The sequence below is a fragment of the uncultured Bradyrhizobium sp. genome (assembly GCF_936943645.1).
GTDB lineage: Bacteria > Pseudomonadota > Alphaproteobacteria > Rhizobiales > Xanthobacteraceae > Bradyrhizobium.
Genome location: NZ_CAKZJO010000055.1, coordinates 1 through 19,584, shown reverse-complemented (window position 1 = coordinate 19,584; position 19,584 = coordinate 1). Strand labels below are relative to the sequence as shown.

Sequence of the window (19,584 nt, the reverse complement as noted above, 5' to 3'; positions counted from 1 at the left end):
GAAGAACTGCATGCCCGCGAATTCTGGTTCTGGAGGGCATGGGTTCTAGTGGGCCCGTATCGGCGAAAGTTCAACACACCAGCTGCGTGCCGCACGGAGCCAAAGCTTTACTTCCTCCTTGGGTTTGCCGCGGTCCGGCGCCCTAAGAACAGCGAATCTCGCACACGCCAGACGGACTCAAAGTTAAGTTCGTCGCCGTCGAACACAATCTGGCGGCTCGTTTTGTCTTTTCGTTCCTTCAAATAACGGGTTAAATTCATCCAACGAATTTTGTCATCCTCGCCCCGTATTACAAGATAGACGTCGACCGGCTGGCCGATCCAATAAACGAGATGACGAGGGCTGGAGACGTCGAATATCTCTTTTCCATCTCGACTTCGGTGCCTCAAATGAGAAGCCCCGCTCTTTAGTTGCACGTAAATCTTCTTGCCGCTGGCTCTTCCGTAGTCATCCTTGAATTCAATCTCACCGTCGATCCCATAATCGAACTTCGTTAACTCGCGAAATATCTGATTTGCTTCTCCGCAGATCGCTTGCATATGCCCGGTCAGGATCTGTTCTAAGGCCTGTGTGTCGAGTTCGTGCCGGGCGCGCTCGTCCATCGCTAAAGCCTGCGAGGCAATTGGATCGGATCCCAAACGCTCCTCGATATGATCACTTAGTGGCACGTGCTCGTCGCAAAATACGCAAACAATGAATTGCTTCCCCGCGCTCTTCCGTTTGCGTACAGCGTCCATATCTTTAATTGGTTCACCGCAGCTTGGATTTGAACACACGTACTGCCGATGACGCTGCAGATCACGCGCGTATTTGTTTAAGTGTCTATAGACGTATTCAATGAACACCACCTTTAATTCTTCGGGTACCTGGCCGTCGAAGAACACACTTATTCTTCCTTTTCCCTCCCCAAGTTTGTCAAACAGAATGCCTGCATTCGCTCCCTTGGTTGTCGTGAATTCAACAGCGTTTTGCCAGAGCTCTTTCTGATCGAATGTCTGGCTGTACCAGAGCCGCACAACCAGAGTTGTGTATATCGTCTGGAGTTCTCCGGTGAATTCGTAGGTTACAAATATCTCCGGATGGTCAGGAATTTCGCGGTCACGTCGGTATTGCGACGGGAAAATAAGTAACACCTTTCCATCCTCGGTTTCTCGGATACATAAGGCTGCATCTAGTAGAGTTTGAACGAGGGCCCGCAAAAGTAGTTCTTCATCGGGGCGATGTCGAAGCCTTTCGACCCCCGTAAAATCAAAGCTCCCGCTATAGATGGCGTCTTCTGTTACGCATCCAATCTCATCCTTGTGCATTCGAGCCGCACGAATGATCGCTCCGGCATATCCATTGAGAAGGTCGGGTTGTAACAAAACGAGGTCACCAAATTTTAGTGGGCGCACCAGACCATGGTTCGCGAGGAGCGTTACGGCAGTTCGGATGTCCGCCTCAGTTATGCTCAATCCCGGGAGTGCGTATTCCAGCCGTTGAGCGAGCTCTGCGAATCGAAGCAGGCGTATGTCTGTTCTGTCTCGCATTGCCACAACGGCGTTCTTGATTTCGGTCAAAAGCCTCGGCGTTGATGTCCAAGGTAATTTGTCCCAAGGGATATACTGCGCTATTAGTTGTTTCAGCTTTGAAGGCTGCCCACCATTAGCCGAATCAGAGCAATTGTCCCCGCGCTTTGCGCTAGTGGAAATCCAACTGGCGAACGCATTGTCCGTTAAGAAGCGTTCGATTTTCTTCTGACTTACTTTCGGTCCGCCGACGTCAAGTCGGGTTGCGACAAGTAATTTGACGGCTTCGCGGTTGCCATTTGTTGAAGAGATCGCCGATCTAAGCGCCTTTAGCCAGTCAACGGCCTCTTCGAATGGATCGTCCCTTTGGGGATTGATAAGCAATAGCGCTAAAGCAGTGTCCCCCAAATAAAGCTGATGGATCAGCCTGTAATCCTCTTGTCCGGCAAGATCCCAGAGGAGTGCTTCGCGCTCCATCGTGTCATCAGGCGAAAGAGGTAAATCAAGGCGAGAGACGTTCATCCCATGAGTGGAGTCTGTTAACACGTATTTGTCGGCAACCAGCCGGTGCGCTAATGTTGTTTTGCCGACAGTGCTCTCTCCTATTAAGACGACCTTCGCGTTAACATAGCGCCTGTTAAGCTCACGAGCCGGTACCGATTTTGCCTCGGCCTCGTCACCTAACCCGAAAATATAAGCGGGCCCATGCGACGTTCCTGCTGCTATTAACGCACGGTGATTCCGGCTGCCGAATGCTACAGAAGCCGGCCGATGTCGTGGATTCATACGGATCGTGTGGCGACAAGCACCTGACTTCCAGTCCCATACGCGAAGCGTTCCATCGACCGATCCTGAGGAGACAATTAAAGTTTCGTCGGGAGAGAGGGCGATTGAGTTGACTGTGCTTTGGTGACCTTCGAGTGTCGCAATACAGCTTCTAGTTTCCAGGTTCCAGACTTTGATCGTCTTATCGCCTGCCCCAGTAATCGCATGAGTTCCGCGCTTGATAATTTGAGCCGCAGTTATCGGCTTGGAATGCCCTACCAACTTAAAGCTGGGCGTACCTGCCTTCAATTCGACCACATGTAACGCGCCATCAACAGAGCCGACAATGGCGCGCTGTCCGGCAGCATCTACCGCGAGGGTCGATAAAGGTGCAGTGGTTCCGTCCAGCCGATAGCCAGAAAATAGCAGAGCCACTTTCTCGATTCGCCAATTGCAGTGAAAGACGGCATCTCCCGCCGCAACTAAGAACTCGCCTTCAGCTGGAAGCGAACAAATGCAGTTTATCTGGTGTGCCGGTACTTCGAGTTCTCTTACAAGCGAGCCTGAAATATTCCAAACACGTATTATTCCCGCATTGTCGCCCGCGATTAGATGGTCACCGTCTCGCGTTACGACGATGCAACGGAGCCCTCGTCCTTTGCCCTTTAGCGAGTGAGTATGTTTCCCGGTCTCAATATCCCAAACCTCTACGGCCCTGCTGGATCTGACCGCTAGCCATTCTCCTCTAGGGGCTATAGCCACGTTGCAATTCCAACTCTGCCGAACGTTGAGCCTATGCATCTGACCGACAGAGAGGGGTCTGGCCGCCCGCGGGTCCAGATACTGTTCCGGAAGGACCGGACTAGCCGAGCCATGATCGTCCGTCTTCAGGCAGGCCCCCAATAGCTGCTCGAATCCGACGTCGTTCTTTTGTAGATCTATATATTTGTAACGGCGAAGAGTATCAGGGAGATCGCAGGGGCTCAGGACAACCGGTACAAAACGACGACCGGAATTGCTGGGATCCCGAAACAGAACCGTGTTGCGTTCGAGGGCGACCCAATCAGCTGCAAGGGTATTAGGCGATAAACACAACACCAATACCCGCGTGTCCTTTATGCCCTTCTCAATCTCCGCGTCGACATCATCACCGGGTCTTATGATCCACTCGTCGAACCAAACATGCATACCCTCTGCACGTAGTCGCTCGGCAATTTGTCTCGCTCGGGGCTTGTCGTGAACACTATGGCTTATAAAAGCGTCGAATTTAAAGTTATCGTCCATAGGTGGCGCCGCTCTCAAGTAAAGACCGTCTGCCAAATAAATAGTTGGCTATAGCGTCCCGCTCAGCTTCATAGGGCTATGGCCTCCCTAACAAGGACGCTCACCGACGAGCCAAACTCAACTAAAGGATCAAATTTTCCAATGCACGTAAAGAGGGTGTCTCGCCGGCTTGGCTACCAAAGTGAGGCGAGGTCGCATGCGTGTTGCAGTGCTTTCATTCGAACCATTGGCTGATCGAAGAACGATCTCGATGCAACCTTGCTTGAAGAACTCAGCGCCTCATGCGAGCAGCTTACAAGAGCAACTGCGGCATCCGGCGCATTGTTTGGCCTTAATAAGGATGAAAGCAGTCTATCGTAAATCGGAATAAGCGTTTGATAAAAAAGCGAAATATGTTCTGAAATTGATTGGCTCTCGCGAAATTAGCTCTGCTTGGGATCGAGCGTCGTCGACCACAGCGCGACGTCGGCGCGGTCGCGCAAGGTCACGATCATCTGGCCGGAGGCGCCGTCGATCTTGACGTGGCCGAAGAACTGCATGCCCGCGGACGGCGGCAGGTTCTGGTTGTCCTTGCCCGGCGCCTTGACGAAGCGCACCTCGGGTCCAAAGGTGTTGTCGAGCGCGGCCGGGCCGAACGTGCCGGCATGCAGCGGGCCCGAGACGAACTCCCAGAACGGCTCGAACTCCTGGAACTGCGCCTTGTTCGGATCGTAGTAGTGCGCGGCTGCGTAGTGCACGTCGGCGGTCAGCCAAACCGTGTTGCTGATCGGTGCCATCTTGATGAAGCGCAGGATATCGGCGATCTCGAGCTCGCGGCCGCGCACCGGGCCGTCGCCCTGCGCGAATGCCTCAGAGCCGCCCTTCGGCCCGTCTGACACGATGAGACTGAGTGGCATGTCGGAGGCGATCACCTTCCAGGTCGCGCGCGAATTGAGCAGGCCGCGCTTGAGCCAGGCGATCTGGTCCGGTCCGAGGAAATGACTGGCGGGACCGTAGGCGGCTTCGAGGTTGGGGCCGTTCGGGCCGCGATAGCTGCGCTCGTCGAGCATGAACACGTCGAGATGAGGGCCGTAGCAGATCTGGCGATAGACGCGGCCGGGCTCGCTGATGCTCTCGCGCAGCGGATACATCTCGTGGAAGGCGCGCGCGCCGCGCGCGGCGAGCAGCGCGATGTTGCGCTCCTTGTAGGCCGCGGGCAGTTCTTTCGAGAGCGACCAATTGTTGGTCACCTCGTGGTCGTCCCACTGCACGAAGATCGGCACCTCGGCATTGAAGGCGCGGAGATTGTCGTCGGTGAGATTGTATTTGTGCGCGGCGCGATACTCGTCCAGCGTCTCCGCGACCTTGGCTTTCTCAGGGATGGTGACGTTCTTCCAGATCTTGCCGTCGGCGAGCTTCACCTCGGATGCAATTGGGACGTCCGCGTAGATGGTGTCGCCCGAATGCAGGAAGAAATCCGGCCGGTGCTTGCGCATGGTGGAGAATGTGACCATGCCGCCGTCGTCCGGGTTGATGCCCCAGCCCTGGCCGGCAACATCTCCGCCCCAGACGAAGCTGACGTCGCGGCGGTCGGCCGGCGCGGTGCGGAAACGGCCGATGACGGCCTCGCCTTCGATCGCGCTGTGCGAGAGGTCGCGGAAGCGGATCCGGTAGAAGATATCCTGGCTGGCAGGCAGGTTCTCCAGCAGCACCTTTGCGGTGAAATCGCTCTCGGGGAGCGCCGCGATCGGCGGCAGCGCGCGGGCATCCCTGAACGTATCCGTCGTCGCCACCTCGACCAGCATCTGCGCGGGCCGGTCGGTGCGCGCCCACACCATGCCGCCATCGGCCGTGACGTCGCCCGACTGGACGCCATGCGTGACCGCCGGCCGATCTGCCGCGCGCGACAGATAAGGCATCGCGATCGTGCCGAGCGCACCGGCGCCGGTGGCAAGGAAGCGGCGGCGGGTGAAGGTGAAGTTCATGGAGATTGGCTCCAAACCCGAGCTTGCAGGAAGGCCGTCATTCCGGGGCGCGGTCAGCGCGAGTCCGGAACCCATGTCTCCTCGCGAATGCGGTGCGATGGATTCCGGGTTCGATGCTTCGGCATCGCCTGGGAATGACGGAGGAAGCTATAGTGAGCCAATGTGACGCAGCGATTACGTGCGCCTGCGCCTACGCGTTGCCCGCGGCCCTGAACTGCGCGGTTGCGCGTTGCAGGTTTTGCGGCAGGCTGAACAGCACCGCCTTGCGGTCGGCGACGGCGGCGTGGAACTGATCCAGCGCGATGTTGAAGGCCGTCAGCGAGCCCTCCTCGATCGCGCCGTGATCGAAGCAGCGCAGCGTATCGCGCAGGATCTCGTCGGCCTCGGCCTGCATCTGGTCGAGCTCTTCCGTCGTCTCGCTCTTGCGCGCGGCGGCGATCATGTCGAGCAGCCGCTCGCGCAGATGGCTGTTGTTGTCGCGCTCGTCCTTCTTCAGGTAGCCCGCAAACCAGGCGCCGATCGAGCCCATGGCGGAGAGCGCCATCAGGCCCCACCAGATGTAATCGCTGTATTTGTCGAGGAAGGTCTTTTCCTCGCCGTCGACGAAGGCGGCGGCGCCGGGATGCACCGGGATCACCGCATCCTTGTCGGTGTCAGGCGTCTCGATCTTTGCCGCAAGCGGGAATTCCGTCACCAATTGCTGGCGCACGGCGAACAGCTGGCGCGTGAACGCCGCGATGGTGGTTTCGGACACGCCTTTGCGCGCCACGATGTGGTGCGAGAAGCTGATGGTCTTGACCTCGTCCTCGGGGCGCGCAGGCGAGCCGCCATAGGTGCCGGCCGGAATCTCGGACGCTTCGTAGATCGGATGGTTCTGCGCAATCGCATCCGCCGAATCGATCGCGATGAAGCTGGGGGCGCCGAAATCCTTGGTGGAGGCTGCAATCGCATCCGACGTGATCTTGCTGTTGACGGGGCCGGCCGCGAGATAGACGTCGGCCTTCTGGCCCTTGATCGCCTCGGCAACTTCGTTGGCCGGGAATTGCACGATCTCGACCTTGGCGGGATCGACGCCGTATTGCTGCAGGATGACCTTGAGCAGATTGACGTTGGCCTGGGTGCGGCCGACCACGCCGACGCGATGGCCGGCGAGCTGCGAGATCTTGGTGATCTTCGAGCCTCGCTTCTTGCCCTTGCCCGGGACCGACCACAGCACCACGACGTTCTTGCGCAGGGTCGCAACCGCCTGCGCGTTCTTGGGCACATCAAGATCGCCGCGCACGATGGCGAGATCGACCTTGCCCTCCGCCAGCGCATTTGCGCTGGCGGTGGCGCCGTCAGTCTGGATCGGCCGCAGCCGCACCTGGCCCTTGCTTTGCGTGAAGGCCTGCGTCAGCGCCTGCACCACCTTGACGTCATCGCTATTGGCGGGACCCACCGCGATCTTCAGCGTCACCGGACGCATCGCGAAGTAATAGCCGCCGGCGAGGGCGCCGACGACCGCGAGCACGAATGCAAGCGACACCAACGCCGTCTTCCGCGCCGCGGATCGCGGCGAAGGCGGAGGGGGCGCTTCGGCCAGGTCCAATCCCCCGGTCATCGATCTCCCAAACAGGCGCTTCAGGCTCAGTTTCATCTTGGCCGGCGATTTACCGCCGTAATTGTAGCAAATTTCTTGTCCGGCGGGGTTACATCTCCGTCATGGTTAGCGGATGACGGAAATCCCGTATGAACCCGGGCCATATGCACGGTGTTAGGGTAAAGTTCCCCTGAAGGACGGAGAGGACCATGACAGAACGGCTCTCAGCGGAGGCGCGCGGGCAGGCGCTCGGCGGACTGGCGGGTTGGAGCGAGGTTCAGGGCCGGGATGCCATCGGGAAAACCTTTATCTTCAAGGATTTCAACGAGGCGTTCGGCTTCATGAGCCGCGTTGCGCTGGTCGCCGAAAAGATGGATCACCACCCCGAATGGCGCAATGTCTACAAGACGGTGGAGGTGGTGCTGTCGACCCACGACGCCGGCGGGGTCACGGCGCTCGATGTGGCGCTGGCCAAGACGATGAACGCGATCGCAGGCTGAGACCGGCCGACGTCTTGCAGGGATCGGCCACATCCCCATCTTGTGATCAGCCGGGATGCGGCGATCCGCCGACCTGAGGCGTCTTGGGGTTGAACGGGGAGTTTGTCGAACATGGCTGCCGAACACAGCGTCGGTTTCGAGCCGGCCGATCGGCTCGCGGAAGATCGCGAGAGCGTGCGCCGCCGCTTCTGGCGCAAGCTGAAGCGCGTCGCCGGCCATCTGCCGTTCGCCGAAGACCTGCTGGCCGCTTATTACTGCGCGTTCGACCGGCAGACGCCGCGCCACGTTCAGGCTGCGCTGCTTGGCGCGATCGCCTATTTCATCCTGCCGTTCGACTTCGTCGCCGACGTGATGCCGGTGCTCGGCTTCGCCGACGACGCCGCGGTGCTCGCCACCGCGATCCGCATGGTCTCCGGCCACATCACGACGGAGCACCGCGAAGCCGCCCGGGCTGCGCTGAAGCGTGGGGTGGATGAGGGCGAGGCGGAAGCAGCATAGCCAACGCGGATCCAACCACACATTCCGCCGTCATGCCCCGGCTTGACCGGGGCATCCAGCACGCCGCGGCTTCTCGGTTCAATTATTGTCGTCACGGAGTACTGGATCGCCCGCCCCCATGCGCAATTGCGCACAAGGCGGGCGATGACAGCGAGTGAGTCGATGGGGCTTTACTTTCTTTCCGCCTGCGCCCGCGCCTTCTCCGCGTCCCAGGCCTGGAATTGCCTGAACAGCGTCTCCTTGTCGGTGTCGGACACTTTTGCCGCCGCAGGGTTCTGCTTCAGGAAGGCTTCGAAGCGTTGGCGCGTCACCGGCTCCACGCCGTGCTTGTCGAGCCATTGCTGCGCCACCGGCAACCTGTTCCAGCCGGACAGCGGTGCCGCGAGCGAGACCTCTTTCCACTTGGGATGGAAGGGCGGATTCTGAAGCGTCGGGAATTTGGTGAAGAACGCGTCCACGAACAGCGCGAGCTTGCGGTAGCGTTCGGTGTTGGGTGTCCAACTATAGGCCGCGAGCACCGCCGGCACCGCGATCGTGTCCACGCTCTCGCCCTCCTTGATCAGGTTCGGATAGTCCTTTGCCGTCAGCGTCGCCGGCAGATAGTCGCTCTGCAGCGGCTTGGCATAATCGACGCGCGCGAGGTGGAAGCGGCCGTCATTGCCGAAGGTCGAGACCGATTTGTACGGCTTGCCGCCGACCACGATGACGGCGTCGATCTCGCCGGCCTTGAGCTTCTCCATCGCGATGCGCTGCTCGACATAGACGAACTTCGCCTTGATGCCGAGGCGTTCGAACACGGTGAGGGCGGTGACGAAGGTGCCGCCGTTCGGCAGGTCCACGCTGACGGTCTTGCCTTCGAGATCCTTCAGCGTTGCCACCGATTTCGGCGCAATCACCTGCATCTCCTCGTTATAGAGTTTCGTCACATAGGTGAACTGCCGCTTGATATCCTTGGCAAAGCCCTTGCGCTCGAGATAATCGAGCGTGTCGGCGCGCACGATGCCGAGATCGACGCCTTGCAGGAACAGGATATCGGCGACGCTCTGCACCGAGCCGCGACCGACGATCGGCAGCACGCGGATCTTGTTGCCGTCGTCGAGCACGGAGGCGAGGTCGGCGCCGAACTGCACATAGGTGCCGCCGATCGTGCCTGTGATCAGCGTGACGGTGTTGGCGTTCAGCGCCTGCTTGGTCGATGTCGAGCCGAACTGGAAGATCGCCTTCAGGCTGTCCGAGACCTTGGCTGGATCGTATTCGGTCTGCTCGGCGCGTGCAGTGAAGGCAAAGATGGTCATGATGGCGGCAAGCGCCATTCTCAAAGCGTTACGCATGATGTCCCCTGACGAGTTCTAGTTCGAGAGCTGGCCGAGGCGCCGTTGCGCCTCCGCCGATCCGAGGCTTGCGGCGCGCTGGTACCAGTCACGAGCAACCGCCCCGTCGGCAATGACGCTGCGTGCGTCGCTGGTGCCGAGCACTGCGGGATCGTAGGTCTGCGCCAGCAGAAGCGCAGCCGTCGCGTCTTTCGCATTGGCCGCCCGCTCGAGCAGCAGGCGCGCTGCGGCGAGGTCGCCGACACTCATCAGGTTTCTGGCGCGCGTCATCAGCCCTGCCAAGGTGTCGGCGTCGAGGGTTCTGACGGGTTCGGGCGGCGCGGGCGCCGCTGCGACGGGCGCTTGCGCTTGAGGTTGGGATTGGGCTTGCAGCGCCACCTGATAGGCGGTCGCGATCGCTTCGCGGCTTGGCGTTGACGGCACCGGAAGCTCCTGCTTGTCGGCGCTCGCCAGCATCGTGTTGGTCACGCGGGCCGGATCCTTGAGCGGGACCTGCCGTGCCGCTGGCGCGTTGCTCGGCGCCGTGGCTTGCCCGGCAGGCGTGCCCGACGAGCCGCCGGCGACGAGATTGCGCAGGTCGGATTGAAACAGCGCCGCGAGAATCGCAGCGCCCGAGATCGCCAGCCCCGTCGCCAGCAGGCGCGGGACGATCCCGGATCTGGCACGCAGCTCGCGCGGCACATATTCCCTTGGATCCGGTGCCCCCAGCGGATCGGACAGGAACAGAGGCATTGGATCGTCCGAAGGCTCGGCCCGCGCAGCGCGCGCACGGATGTAGGACGTGGTGGACTGAAGTGATGCTGATCGATCGGAGTCGAACGCCCGCGACTCCCCGGACGGACGGTATGCCGTCGTCTCCATGGTGATGCTCCCCATTACTGACTACGCAGGGGCATTCCCGGGTTCAGTCTTTTTATTGTTGTCCAGAAGCGCCCCGCAAACTGGAACCGGTAAATCGCCGTCCGATTCAGCCCAAAAAGCGACGGCGGTTTGCGCGAATCTGGAGATATTTGGGTTTGATTGGGGCGACGACGCGGAATGCACCGCAATTTCGGCGACGACGGTTGAGGAGGAGTTGACCGCGTTGGCGGGGCGCGACGTCGCGCGAGGAGCGGGAGTTTGCCAAGCTGCCCGTCTCGTCCTCCGCAGTCATGCCCCGGCTTGACCGGGGCATCCAGTACGCCGCGGCTTCTCGGCTAAATCACTGACGTCTCTGGAATGCTGGATCGCCCGGTCCTCGTGCGCAATTGCGCACTGGCCGGGCGATGACAGTTGAATATGTGGCGATGACGTCGCGACACCGTTCGCCGTTACATCCTCACGGATGCAAAATCACCTTGCCCATGGCTTGCCGTCCCGCCAGCACCTTCAATGCGTCCGCGGTCTGGGCCAGCGGGAAGGTGCGATCGACATGCGATGAAATCTTTCCTTCCGCGGTCCATTTCACGAGCTTCTCGAGATTGGCGCGGTTCTTCTCCGGATTCTGCCGGGTCCATGCGCCCCAGAACACGCCGCGGATATCGCAGCCCTTCAAGAGCGCGAGGTTCAGCGGCATCTTCGGAATGTCGCCGGCAGCAAAGCCGATGACGAGGAAGCGGCCTTCCCAGGCGATCGAGCGCAGCGCCTGCTCGGCATAGGCACCGCCCACGGGATCGAAGATGATGTCGACGCCCTTGCCGCCGGTGAGCTTGCGCAGGCCTTCCTTCAGATCTTCCTTGGCGTAGTTCAGCGTCAGCTCGGCGCCGTGAGCCTTCGCGAACTCCAGCTTCTCGTCCGACGAGGCGCAAGCGATGACCTTCAACCCCATCAGCTTGCCAAGCTCGCAGGCAGCCAGGCCCGTGCCGCCGGCCGCGCCCAGCACTGCGAGCGTCTCGCCCGGCTTCGGGCTGGCGCGATCCTCCAGCGCATGCAGCGCGGTGCCGTAGATGATGATGATGCCGGCCGCGCGGTCGTAGTCGAGATTGTCGGGGATCTTCACGATCGACACCGCCGGCAGCGCGATCTTCTCGCGCGCGCCGTTATGGCCGCAGGAGGCGACGACGCGGTCGCCGACCTTGAGGTCGGTGACGCCGGGGCCGATGCTCTCGATCACGCCGGCGACTTCCGCGGCCGGCGAGAACGGGAACGGCGGCTTGATCTGGTACTTGCCCTGGATCATCAGGATGTCGAAGAAATTCAGCGCCGCCGCCTTGATCGCGATCACGGCTTCGCCGGGACCCGCCACCGGATCCGGCACGTCGGCGAGCACGAGATCGTCGGGCTGGCAATATTGCGAGCAGAGGATGGCTTTCATGGCGGCACCTGAAGCGTTTCGAGTGGAATTATAGTTTGGCCGTTTCTGCCGGATTTGGGCACGGGCGACAATCCGGATTCTTTGCCAAACCGACGCGCCAGCCTATCCTCGTCATTGCGAGCGCAGCGAAGCAATCCAGACTATTTCCGCCGGACGGACTCTGGATTGCTTCGCTGCGCTCGCAATGACGAAATCCGCGGAGAAAGGATTCAAACGATGTTTGAAACGGGCCTGCTCAAGCACAAGCGCATCCTCGTCACCGGTGGCGGCTCGGGCCTTGGCGCCGCGATGGGGCGCCGTTTCCTCGCGCTTGGCGCCGAGCTCGTGATCTGCGGCCGCAAGCTGGATCGGCTGGAGACGACGGCTGCGGAGATGCGCGCGCAGGGCGGCGGCAAGGTCTCGACCATCGCCTGCGATATTCGCGATGGCGCTGCCGTCGAGGCCATGATGGATGAAATCTGGCGCGAGGCGCCGCTCGATATCCTCGTCAACAACGCAGCCGCGACCTTCATCGCGCAGAGCGAGCATCTGTCGTTCCGCGCGGCCGACGCGATCCTCGCGCCGACGCTGCATGGGGCGATGTATTGCACGCTCGCTGCCGGCAAGCGCTGGATCGACGGCAGGCATGGCGGCGTCGTGCTCTCGATCCTCTCGACCTCGACCATCACCGGCCGCGCCTTCACGGTGCCGTCGGCGATGGCGAAGTCGGCGCTGCTGGCGATGACCAGGAGCCTCGCGGTGGAATGGGGACCGAAAGGCATTCGCACCGTCGCCATTGCGCCCGGTCCGTTCCCGACCGCGGGCGCGACGGGACAGCTCCGCCCGGAAGGCCGCGACGAAGGCTGGACCGCGCGCAACCCGCTGGGCCGGACCGGAGAGCACGGCGAGCTTGCCGACCTCGCCAGCTTCCTGGTCTCGGACCGTGCTGCGTATATCAACGGCGAGATGGTCGTTATCGACGGTGGCGCACACCTGCGCAGTTCCGGCGCCGAGGACCTTTTGGGCTGGACCGAGGCGCAATGGTCGGAGCAACGCGCCGTGCGATCCAGGGGCTGATCGCTATCCCGCTAACTGCCTTCCCAAATTGGACTTTCCCGGCTATCCCTGCCACGGGGACAAAGCGCAGCCGGGCCATCTTCCAGTCACAATATTGAGGGAACCACTCCAGCATGTGGCGGGTGCTGATTTTAGCCTTGATGACTGGCGTTGTGGCCGGGGGAGTCGCTGATTCTGCGCAGGCGCAGACGGCACAACCGGCGCCGAAGGCGGCGGCAAAACCGGCGGCCCATACGAGTGCAAAATCGGCTGCGAAGCCGGAGAGCAAACCGGTGGCCCCGCCCGCGGCAGTTGCGGGCGGCGCGGAGCCGACCCTGATCGGCCAATTCGGCACCTGGGGCGCCTATTCGGCGACGCCCAACGGCAAGAAGGTCTGTTTTGCGCTGGCCAAGCCCTCCTCGTCGAAGACCAACCCGCCGAACCGCCCGCGCGATCCCGCCTATGCCTTCGTCTCGACCCGGCCGGCCGAGAAAGTGAACAACGAAGTCTCGGTGATGATCGGCTATGCGCTGAAGCCGGGCTCGGAATCCTCGGTCGAGGTCGGCGGCGCTGCCTTTGCGATGTACACCCAGGGCGACGGCCTCTGGATCAAGAATGCGGCCGAGGAAGAGCGGATGGTCGAAGCCATGCGCAAATCCGCCGATCTCGTGGTCAAGGGCGTCTCGGCCAAGGGCACGGAGACGACCGACACCTTCTCGCTGAAGGGCCTCGCCCAGGCGCTCGACAAGATCGCCCAGGATTGCCGGCGGTAAGGCTAAGTAATAGCCACGGTCGCAATCGGCGGGGCTGGTTGCTATATAGGGCCGGTTCCACAATTTCAGTCGTCATGGCTGGGCTAAAGCGCGAAGCGCGTCTTCGCACCGGATGTCCCGGCCATCCACGTGTTAACCGCAGGCGGACAAGAACGTGGATACCCGGGACAAGCCCGGGCATGACGAGACAGCAGCAACCTCAGGCAACCAATGCAACCGACGACCGAGCCGCACGACGCAATCCCAGTGGAGAAGACTCCGCTCGAAACTTACGTGCCGCCGGCAAGGCCGTCGCTGATCGGCCTGTCGCGCACCGAGCTGGCCGACCGCCTCGGTGAGATCGGCGTCGCGCCGGCGCAGCGCAAGATGCGCGTGCAGCAGCTCTGGCACTGGCTCTACTTCCGCGGCGCCCAGAGCTTCGAGGACATGACCTCGATCTCGAAGGGCATTCGCGCCGAGCTCGCGCAGCACTTCACCGTCGACCGGCCCGAAGTCGTCGCCGAGCAGATCTCCAACGACGGCACCCGCAAATGGCTGCTGCGCCTGCCGAGCGGTGACAATGTTCAGAAGGCGCATGAAGTCGAGTGCGTCTATATCCCCGAGACCGATCGCGGCACGCTTTGCGTCTCCTCGCAGGTGGGCTGCACGTTGAACTGCTCGTTCTGCCACACCGGCACGCAGCGGCTGGTGCGCAACCTCACCGCCGGTGAGATCGTGGGACAGATCATGGTCGCGCGCGATCGCCTCAACGACTGGGCCGATCGCGAGGACGGCACGCGCCGCGTCACCAACATCGTGATGATGGGCATGGGCGAGCCGCTCTACAATTTCGACGCGGTGCGCGATGCGCTGCTGATCGTCGGCGACAACGAAGGCATTGGCATCTCCCGCCGCCGAATCACGCTGTCGACCTCGGGCGTGGTGCCGAACATCGTGCGTGCCGGCGAGGAGATCGGCGTCATGCTCGCGATCTCGCTGCACGCGGTGCGCGACGAATTGCGCAACGAGCTGGTGCCGCTCAACCGCAAATATCCGATCAAGGAGCTGCTGCAGGCCTGCCGCGATTATCCCGGCGCCTCCAACGCGCGCCGCATCACCTTCGAATATGTGATGCTCAAGGGTGTCAACGATTCGCTCGACGATGCAAAACTGCTGGTGAAGTTGCTCAAGGGCATTCACGCCAAGATCAACCTGATCCCGTTCAATCCCTGGCCCGGCACCGCCTATGAGTGCTCGGACTGGGACCAGATCGAAAAATTCTCCGAATACATCTTCAACGCCGGCTATTCCTCGCCGGTGCGCACCCCGCGCGGCCGCGACATCCTCGCCGCTTGCGGCCAGCTCAAGTCGGAGACGGAGAAGCTCAGCGCACGCGAGCGCCAGGCGCTGCGCGCCATGGCGATGACGGATTAGCTTGTCATGGCAGCGCTCTCGCATCCTCGTCATTGCGAGGAGCGTAGCGACGAAGCAATCCAGACTGTCTCCGCGGACGCATTTCTGGATTGCTTCGCTACGCTCGCAATGACGACTGGGTTGGCTTTTGTACCATGTCCCTGATCGGTCGCCTCATCGTCATCTTCATCGGCTTCCTCGCCGCCTGTTTCGTCGGCGGCATGATCGTGGTCGTCGCGCTCCTGTTTCCGGAGTTCGCCGATCTCGGCGCAGGCCCTGTCGATCAGGGCGCGATCGACATCCTGCTCGGCTTCGGCTTCATCTTCGTCTCGGGCTTCGCGCTGGTGCCGGCGGCGGTGATCGTCGCGATCACCGAGGCGCTCTACATCCGCAGCGCGCTCGCTTACGCGGTCGGCGGCGGCATCGTCGGGCTCGCCTGCTATCTCGGCCTCGTTCCCTTCCACTCCGACACCTTGCAGTTCGAAGGCATCGTGCGGCGTCACCTGGAAATCATGACGGGGGCCGGCATTGTCGCCGGCATCGTCTATTGGCTGATCGCCGGCCGCAACGCCGGCGCCTGGCGCGAACCGCCGCCCCCGCCACGCGAGCCGCCGCCGCCACTGCCCGCGAATTCGCGGCCGGATGAGCGCTAGTTTACGGGCCGGTTTGCGAGTGATGCGGAGCCGTGCACCACATATTCGCTGTCGTCCCCGCCTAGTGCGCAATTGCGCACGGGGCGCGGGGACCCATAACCCCAGGGAATAGTTTTGGGCGAACTCGTAACCACGAGCGCCAAACTCCTCCCTGGGGTTATGGGTCCCGGATCAGCGCTTCGCTTGTCCGGGACGACACCGTTGAGGCATCGCATTTCGACCGATTCACGCTCGCGTGCGGCGACGGAATCCAGGGTTTTCATCCCCGCCTCACTCCGCTAAACCGCGCGCCATGAACCGTACCGGACTTTTCATCGGCCTGGCGCTGTGGCTCGTGATCGGCCTCGTTTTCGGCCTCTATCCCGAGCTCGATCTCAAGCTCGCGTCGCTGTTCTTCGACCCCGAGACGAAGACCTTTCCGCTCAAGCTGAACGACTGGGCCGGTTTCGCGCGCGATGCCGCGATGTGGGTCGCCTGGGCTTTCGTGCTACCGTCGCTCGTGGCGCTCGTGGTCAAGATGATCAGGCCCGATCGTCCCTTGATGGTGTCGGGACGCGCGATCGTGTTCCTGCTCGGCACCATCATCCTGTCGGCCGGCATCCTGACCAACCTCACCTTCAAGACCTATTGGGGCCGACCGCGTCCGGTGGTGGTGACCGAGTTCGCCGGCGACCAGCAATTCGTGCCGTGGTGGGATCCCCGCGGCGGTTGCGCGCGCAACTGCTCGTTCTTCTCGGGCGAAGGCGCGACCGCGTTCTGGACCATGGCGCCGGCCGCGCTGGCGCCGCCGGCGTGGCGACCGCTCGCCTATGCTGCAGCAGTGGTGTTCGGCGCCGTCACCAGCGGGCTGCGCATGGCCTTTGGCGGGCACTTCTTTACCGACGTGTCGATTGCCGGCCTCGTCACCTTCGTCGTGATCTGGTTCGCCTACGCGCTGATTTACCGCTGGCCGCGGACGCGGTTTTCCGACGAGGCGGTCGATGCCGCCCTGACCCGGCTGAACATGCCCGCTTACCGGCTCCGCCAGCGCCTGTTCGGCCGCAAGACCGGCCCCCAGCCCTCGGTTTGAGCCATTAAATGCGTGCCGAGGCGTGCGAAATTTGATATTCGCCGCCCCGAGCCACAAACAACATCAGCCACTTGAGACCGATTGGACGCGCCATGACCACGATCCTGAAGAGCCTGCCCAAGGGTGAGAAAGTCGGCATCGCTTTTTCGGGCGGCCTCGACACCTCTGCGGCGCTGCTCTGGATGAAGCAGAAAGGCGCACGCTGCTACGCCTACACCGCCAATCTCGGCCAGCCCGACGAGGCCGACTACAACGAGATCCCGCGCAAGGCGATGGAGTTCGGTGCCGAGAAGGCGCGCCTGGTCGATTGCCGCACGCAGCTCGTTCATGAAGGCATCGCCGCGATTCAGTCCGGCGCCTTCCACATCTCGACCGGCGGCATCACCTATTTCAACACCACGCCGCTCGGGCGCGCGGTCACCGGCACGATGCTGGTCGCGGCAATGAAGGAAGACGGCGTCAATATCTGGGGCGACGGCTCGACCTTCAAGGGCAACGACATCGAGCGCTTCTACCGCTACGGCCTGCTCACCAATCCCGGCCTGAAGATCTACAAGCCCTGGCTCGACCAGCAGTTCATCGACGAGCTCGGCGGCCGCGCCGAGATGTCGGCGTTCATGACCGCGCAGGGTTTTGCCTACAAGATGAGCGCCGAGAAGGCGTATTCGACCGACAGCAATCTGCTCGGCGCCACACATGAAGCCAAGGATCTCGAAAGCCTCGACAGCGGCATCAAGATCGTCAACCCGATCATGGGCGTGCCGTTCTGGCGCGACGACTGCGCCGTCAAGGCGGAGAAGGTCGTGGTGCGCTTCGAGGAGGGCCAGCCGACCGCGTTGAACGGCCAGACCTTCTCTGACCCCGTCGCGCTGTTTCTCGAAGCCAATGCCATCGGCGGCCGTCACGGCCTCGGCATGAGCGACCAGATCGAGAACCGCATCATCGAGGCCAAGAGCCGCGGCATCTACGAGGCACCCGGCATGGCGCTGCTGCACATCGCCTATGAGCGCCTCGTCACCGGCATCCACAACGAGGACACCATCGAGCAGTACCGCATCAGCGGCATGCGCCTCGGCCGTTTGCTCTATCAGGGCCGCTGGTTCGACTCGCAGGCCTTGATGCTGCGCGAGACCGCGCAGCGCTGGGTCGCGCGCGCCGTCACCGGCGAGGTCGCGCTGGAGCTGCGCCGCGGCAACGATTATTCGATCCTCAACACCGAGAGCCCCAACCTCACCTATGCGCCGGAAAGGCTCAGCATGGAGAAGGTCGAGGACGCCGCCTTCACGCCGGCCGATCGCATCGGCCAGCTCACCATGCGCAATCTCGACATCGCCGATACCCGCACGAAGCTCGGCCTCTATTCCAAGACCGGCCTGCTCTCGGGCAGCGAAGGCTCGCAGATCTTCCGGCTCGAGAGCGACAAGGGGTGAGACGTCTCGTGTCCCGGACAAGCTGCAACGCACAAGCGTTGCGGCGCTGAGCCGGGACCCAGAATCCATCCGCAGGTTCGCTTTGGCTTCTGGGCCCCGGCTCTGCAGCGCTTTGCGCTGCGCCCGGGGCACGAGAACATCATAAAAAATGGCCGGGATCGCTCCCGGCCATTTTGCATTTGTGTGTGCCTCAGCGCGGCGGCGCGGTGCCGGGCGGGGGCGGCGGCAGCGAGGCCTGGCCGCCGTTGAGCAGCGGCGTGATGTTGCGGATCGTGACGCGCCGGTTGATCACGCTCGGCCCTTGCGTCTGCTCCTTCAGGTATTGCTCGCCATAGCCCTGCGACGTCAGGTTCTCGGCGGGCACACCGAACTGCTGCGTCAGCAATTCGGCCGCAGCCTGCGCACGGCGGTCCGACAATGAGAGATTGTCGACCTCGTTGCCGACCGCGTCGGTGTGTCCCTCGATCAGGAAAACCTCGCGCGGGTTGCGCTGGATCGCCTGGTTGAGGCCGTCGGCAATGACCTGCAGCCGGGCCGCCTGGTCCGGCGGAATGGTCCACGATCCCGTTTCGAAGACGATCGTGTTGACGTCGATGCTCGGCATCTGCATGCGAACATTCGGGCTGTAGCGGATCTCGTCGAGCGAGTAACGCCGATCGATCCGCTGCACCGGCGGCGCCACCATGGTCTGGTAGATCACGTCCGGCGACGCTTCCTGGGCGTCGACGATGTAGCGATCATAGGGGATGTTCACGACCGGCGGCGGCACGTCGACATAGAAGCCGCCGACCGCGCGCGGATCGCGATAGGTGTTGTCGATGATGATGATCTCGCGTCCGCGGGGATCCCTGCGGATGCGTCGCATCAACCGGCCATCGGGACCGACGACGGTGATGATCTCACTGCCGTCGGGACGGATCACGACCGTGCGGGTTTCTCCGCCGACGGTGTCGGTGCGGATGTCGCGTGCGCCGTAGCGGAAGCGATAGAGATCGTTGCCACGGACATAGGCCTGCCCGCCGGGATCGCGGATGATGATGCGGTCCGGCTCGGTGTAGACGGTGCGCCCGCCTTCGATGGTCTCCCGACGCTGGTTGTGAAGGTCGGCGATGGTCGCGCCGATCACGGCGCCGGCCACGACGCCTGCACCGATCGCGAGCGGAGTCAGGTCACGCTGTGGCGGACGCGGCGCGGGCGGCAAGGGGGCGGCAACCGTCGGCGCGGCCCGGAACGCCGGTGCAACCGTCGGCGGCTTGTACACGGCCCTGTCGGGCGGCGGCGCTGCGGCCGGCGTGCCCGGAACGACTGTCGGAGCTGCGGCGCCAGGGGGAGGCGCCGGCGGCCGGGGCAAAGTGCCGGCTTGCGGAGACCCGGCCGGGGTACCGGCTGCGGGCGCTCCGGCGGGAGGCGTGCCACCTTGTTGACCAGGGGTCGGTGTCGCAGTCGGGGCCGCGCCGGGTGCCGGCGCTGCCGAACCCGGACGTCCGGGTGGCGGTGTCGGCGTGCCGCC

Annotated in this window: 15 protein-coding genes; 8 read left to right on the top strand and 7 right to left on the bottom strand. The window is 62.4% G+C overall.

The window, feature by feature from the left end; translation table 11 throughout:
* Positions 1-107 precede the first annotated feature (107 nt).
* The 3 genes from Q0743_RS14390 to Q0743_RS14380 all read right to left on the bottom strand — a co-directional run bounded on the left by Q0743_RS14390 (position 108) and on the right by Q0743_RS14380 (position 7,157).
* Positions 108-3,557: a TIR domain-containing protein gene (locus tag Q0743_RS14390; protein WP_298242196.1), complete on the bottom strand. Its 3,450-nt coding sequence runs from the start codon at positions 3,555-3,557 to the stop codon at positions 108-110.
* Positions 3,558-3,979: 422 nt separating this feature from the next.
* The gene (locus Q0743_RS14385; RefSeq protein ID WP_298242195.1) at positions 3,980-5,521 is read right to left on the bottom strand and encodes an alkaline phosphatase D family protein; all 1,542 of its coding nucleotides are present in this window, start codon (positions 5,519-5,521) and stop codon (positions 3,980-3,982) included.
* Between the two features lie 190 nt (positions 5,522-5,711).
* Positions 5,712-7,157, bottom strand: coding sequence for a TAXI family TRAP transporter solute-binding subunit (locus tag Q0743_RS14380; RefSeq protein WP_298242194.1), 1,446 nt, complete (start codon positions 7,155-7,157; stop codon positions 5,712-5,714).
* Positions 7,158-7,309: 152 nt separating this feature from the next.
* Between Q0743_RS14380 and Q0743_RS14375 the strand changes: the two genes are divergently transcribed.
* Both Q0743_RS14375 and Q0743_RS14370 read left to right on the top strand, forming a co-directional pair.
* Positions 7,310-7,600 carry a 4a-hydroxytetrahydrobiopterin dehydratase gene (locus tag Q0743_RS14375; RefSeq protein WP_298242193.1) on the top strand — a complete coding sequence of 97 codons (291 nt, stop codon included), beginning with the start codon at positions 7,310-7,312 and terminating at the stop codon, positions 7,598-7,600.
* 111 nt (positions 7,601-7,711) lie between these two features.
* Positions 7,712-8,098 carry a YkvA family protein gene (locus Q0743_RS14370; RefSeq protein ID WP_298242192.1) on the top strand — a complete coding sequence of 129 codons (387 nt, stop codon included), beginning with the start codon at positions 7,712-7,714 and terminating at the stop codon, positions 8,096-8,098.
* 170 nt (positions 8,099-8,268) lie between these two features.
* Here Q0743_RS14370 and Q0743_RS14365 read toward each other — a convergent pair whose 3' ends face one another.
* From Q0743_RS14365 to Q0743_RS14355, 3 genes are all read right to left on the bottom strand, one after another.
* Positions 8,269-9,429: a TAXI family TRAP transporter solute-binding subunit gene (locus Q0743_RS14365; RefSeq protein WP_298242191.1), complete on the bottom strand. Its 1,161-nt coding sequence runs from the start codon at positions 9,427-9,429 to the stop codon at positions 8,269-8,271.
* A gap of 18 nt (positions 9,430-9,447) precedes the next feature.
* Entirely contained in the window at positions 9,448-10,290 is an 843-nt protein-coding gene (locus Q0743_RS14360) for a hypothetical protein (protein WP_298242190.1), read from the bottom strand.
* A 457-nt stretch (positions 10,291-10,747) separates the two neighbouring features.
* On the bottom strand, positions 10,748-11,722 hold the full coding sequence (locus Q0743_RS14355) for an NADPH:quinone oxidoreductase family protein (protein ID WP_298242189.1): 975 nt from the start codon (positions 11,720-11,722) through the stop codon (positions 10,748-10,750).
* 216 nt (positions 11,723-11,938) lie between these two features.
* Between Q0743_RS14355 and Q0743_RS14350 the strand changes: the two genes are divergently transcribed.
* The 6 genes from Q0743_RS14350 to argG all read left to right on the top strand — a co-directional run bounded on the left by Q0743_RS14350 (position 11,939) and on the right by argG (position 18,074).
* The gene (locus Q0743_RS14350) at positions 11,939-12,778 is read left to right on the top strand and encodes an SDR family oxidoreductase (protein WP_298242188.1); all 840 of its coding nucleotides are present in this window, start codon (positions 11,939-11,941) and stop codon (positions 12,776-12,778) included.
* A 113-nt stretch (positions 12,779-12,891) separates the two neighbouring features.
* Complete coding sequence (locus Q0743_RS14345; RefSeq protein WP_298242187.1) at positions 12,892-13,530, top strand: invasion associated locus B family protein; 639 nt, start codon at positions 12,892-12,894, stop codon at positions 13,528-13,530.
* 210 nt (positions 13,531-13,740) lie between these two features.
* The gene (gene rlmN / locus Q0743_RS14340; protein ID WP_298242186.1) at positions 13,741-14,943 is read left to right on the top strand and encodes a 23S rRNA (adenine(2503)-C(2))-methyltransferase RlmN; all 1,203 of its coding nucleotides are present in this window, start codon (positions 13,741-13,743) and stop codon (positions 14,941-14,943) included.
* Between the two features lie 134 nt (positions 14,944-15,077).
* Positions 15,078-15,575, top strand: a complete 498-nt coding sequence (locus Q0743_RS14335) for a hypothetical protein (protein WP_298242185.1) — start codon at positions 15,078-15,080, stop codon at positions 15,573-15,575.
* Positions 15,576-15,867: 292 nt separating this feature from the next.
* Entirely contained in the window at positions 15,868-16,644 is a 777-nt protein-coding gene (locus tag Q0743_RS14330; protein ID WP_298242184.1) for a phosphatase PAP2 family protein, read from the top strand.
* A 92-nt stretch (positions 16,645-16,736) separates the two neighbouring features.
* Positions 16,737-18,074, top strand: coding sequence for an argininosuccinate synthase (gene argG / locus Q0743_RS14325; protein WP_097660592.1), 1,338 nt, complete (start codon positions 16,737-16,739; stop codon positions 18,072-18,074).
* Positions 18,075-18,264: 190 nt separating this feature from the next.
* Here argG and Q0743_RS14320 read toward each other — a convergent pair.
* Positions 18,265-19,584: OmpA family protein (locus tag Q0743_RS14320; protein ID WP_298242183.1), on the bottom strand; the 1,320-nt coding region annotated here is incomplete at its 5' end.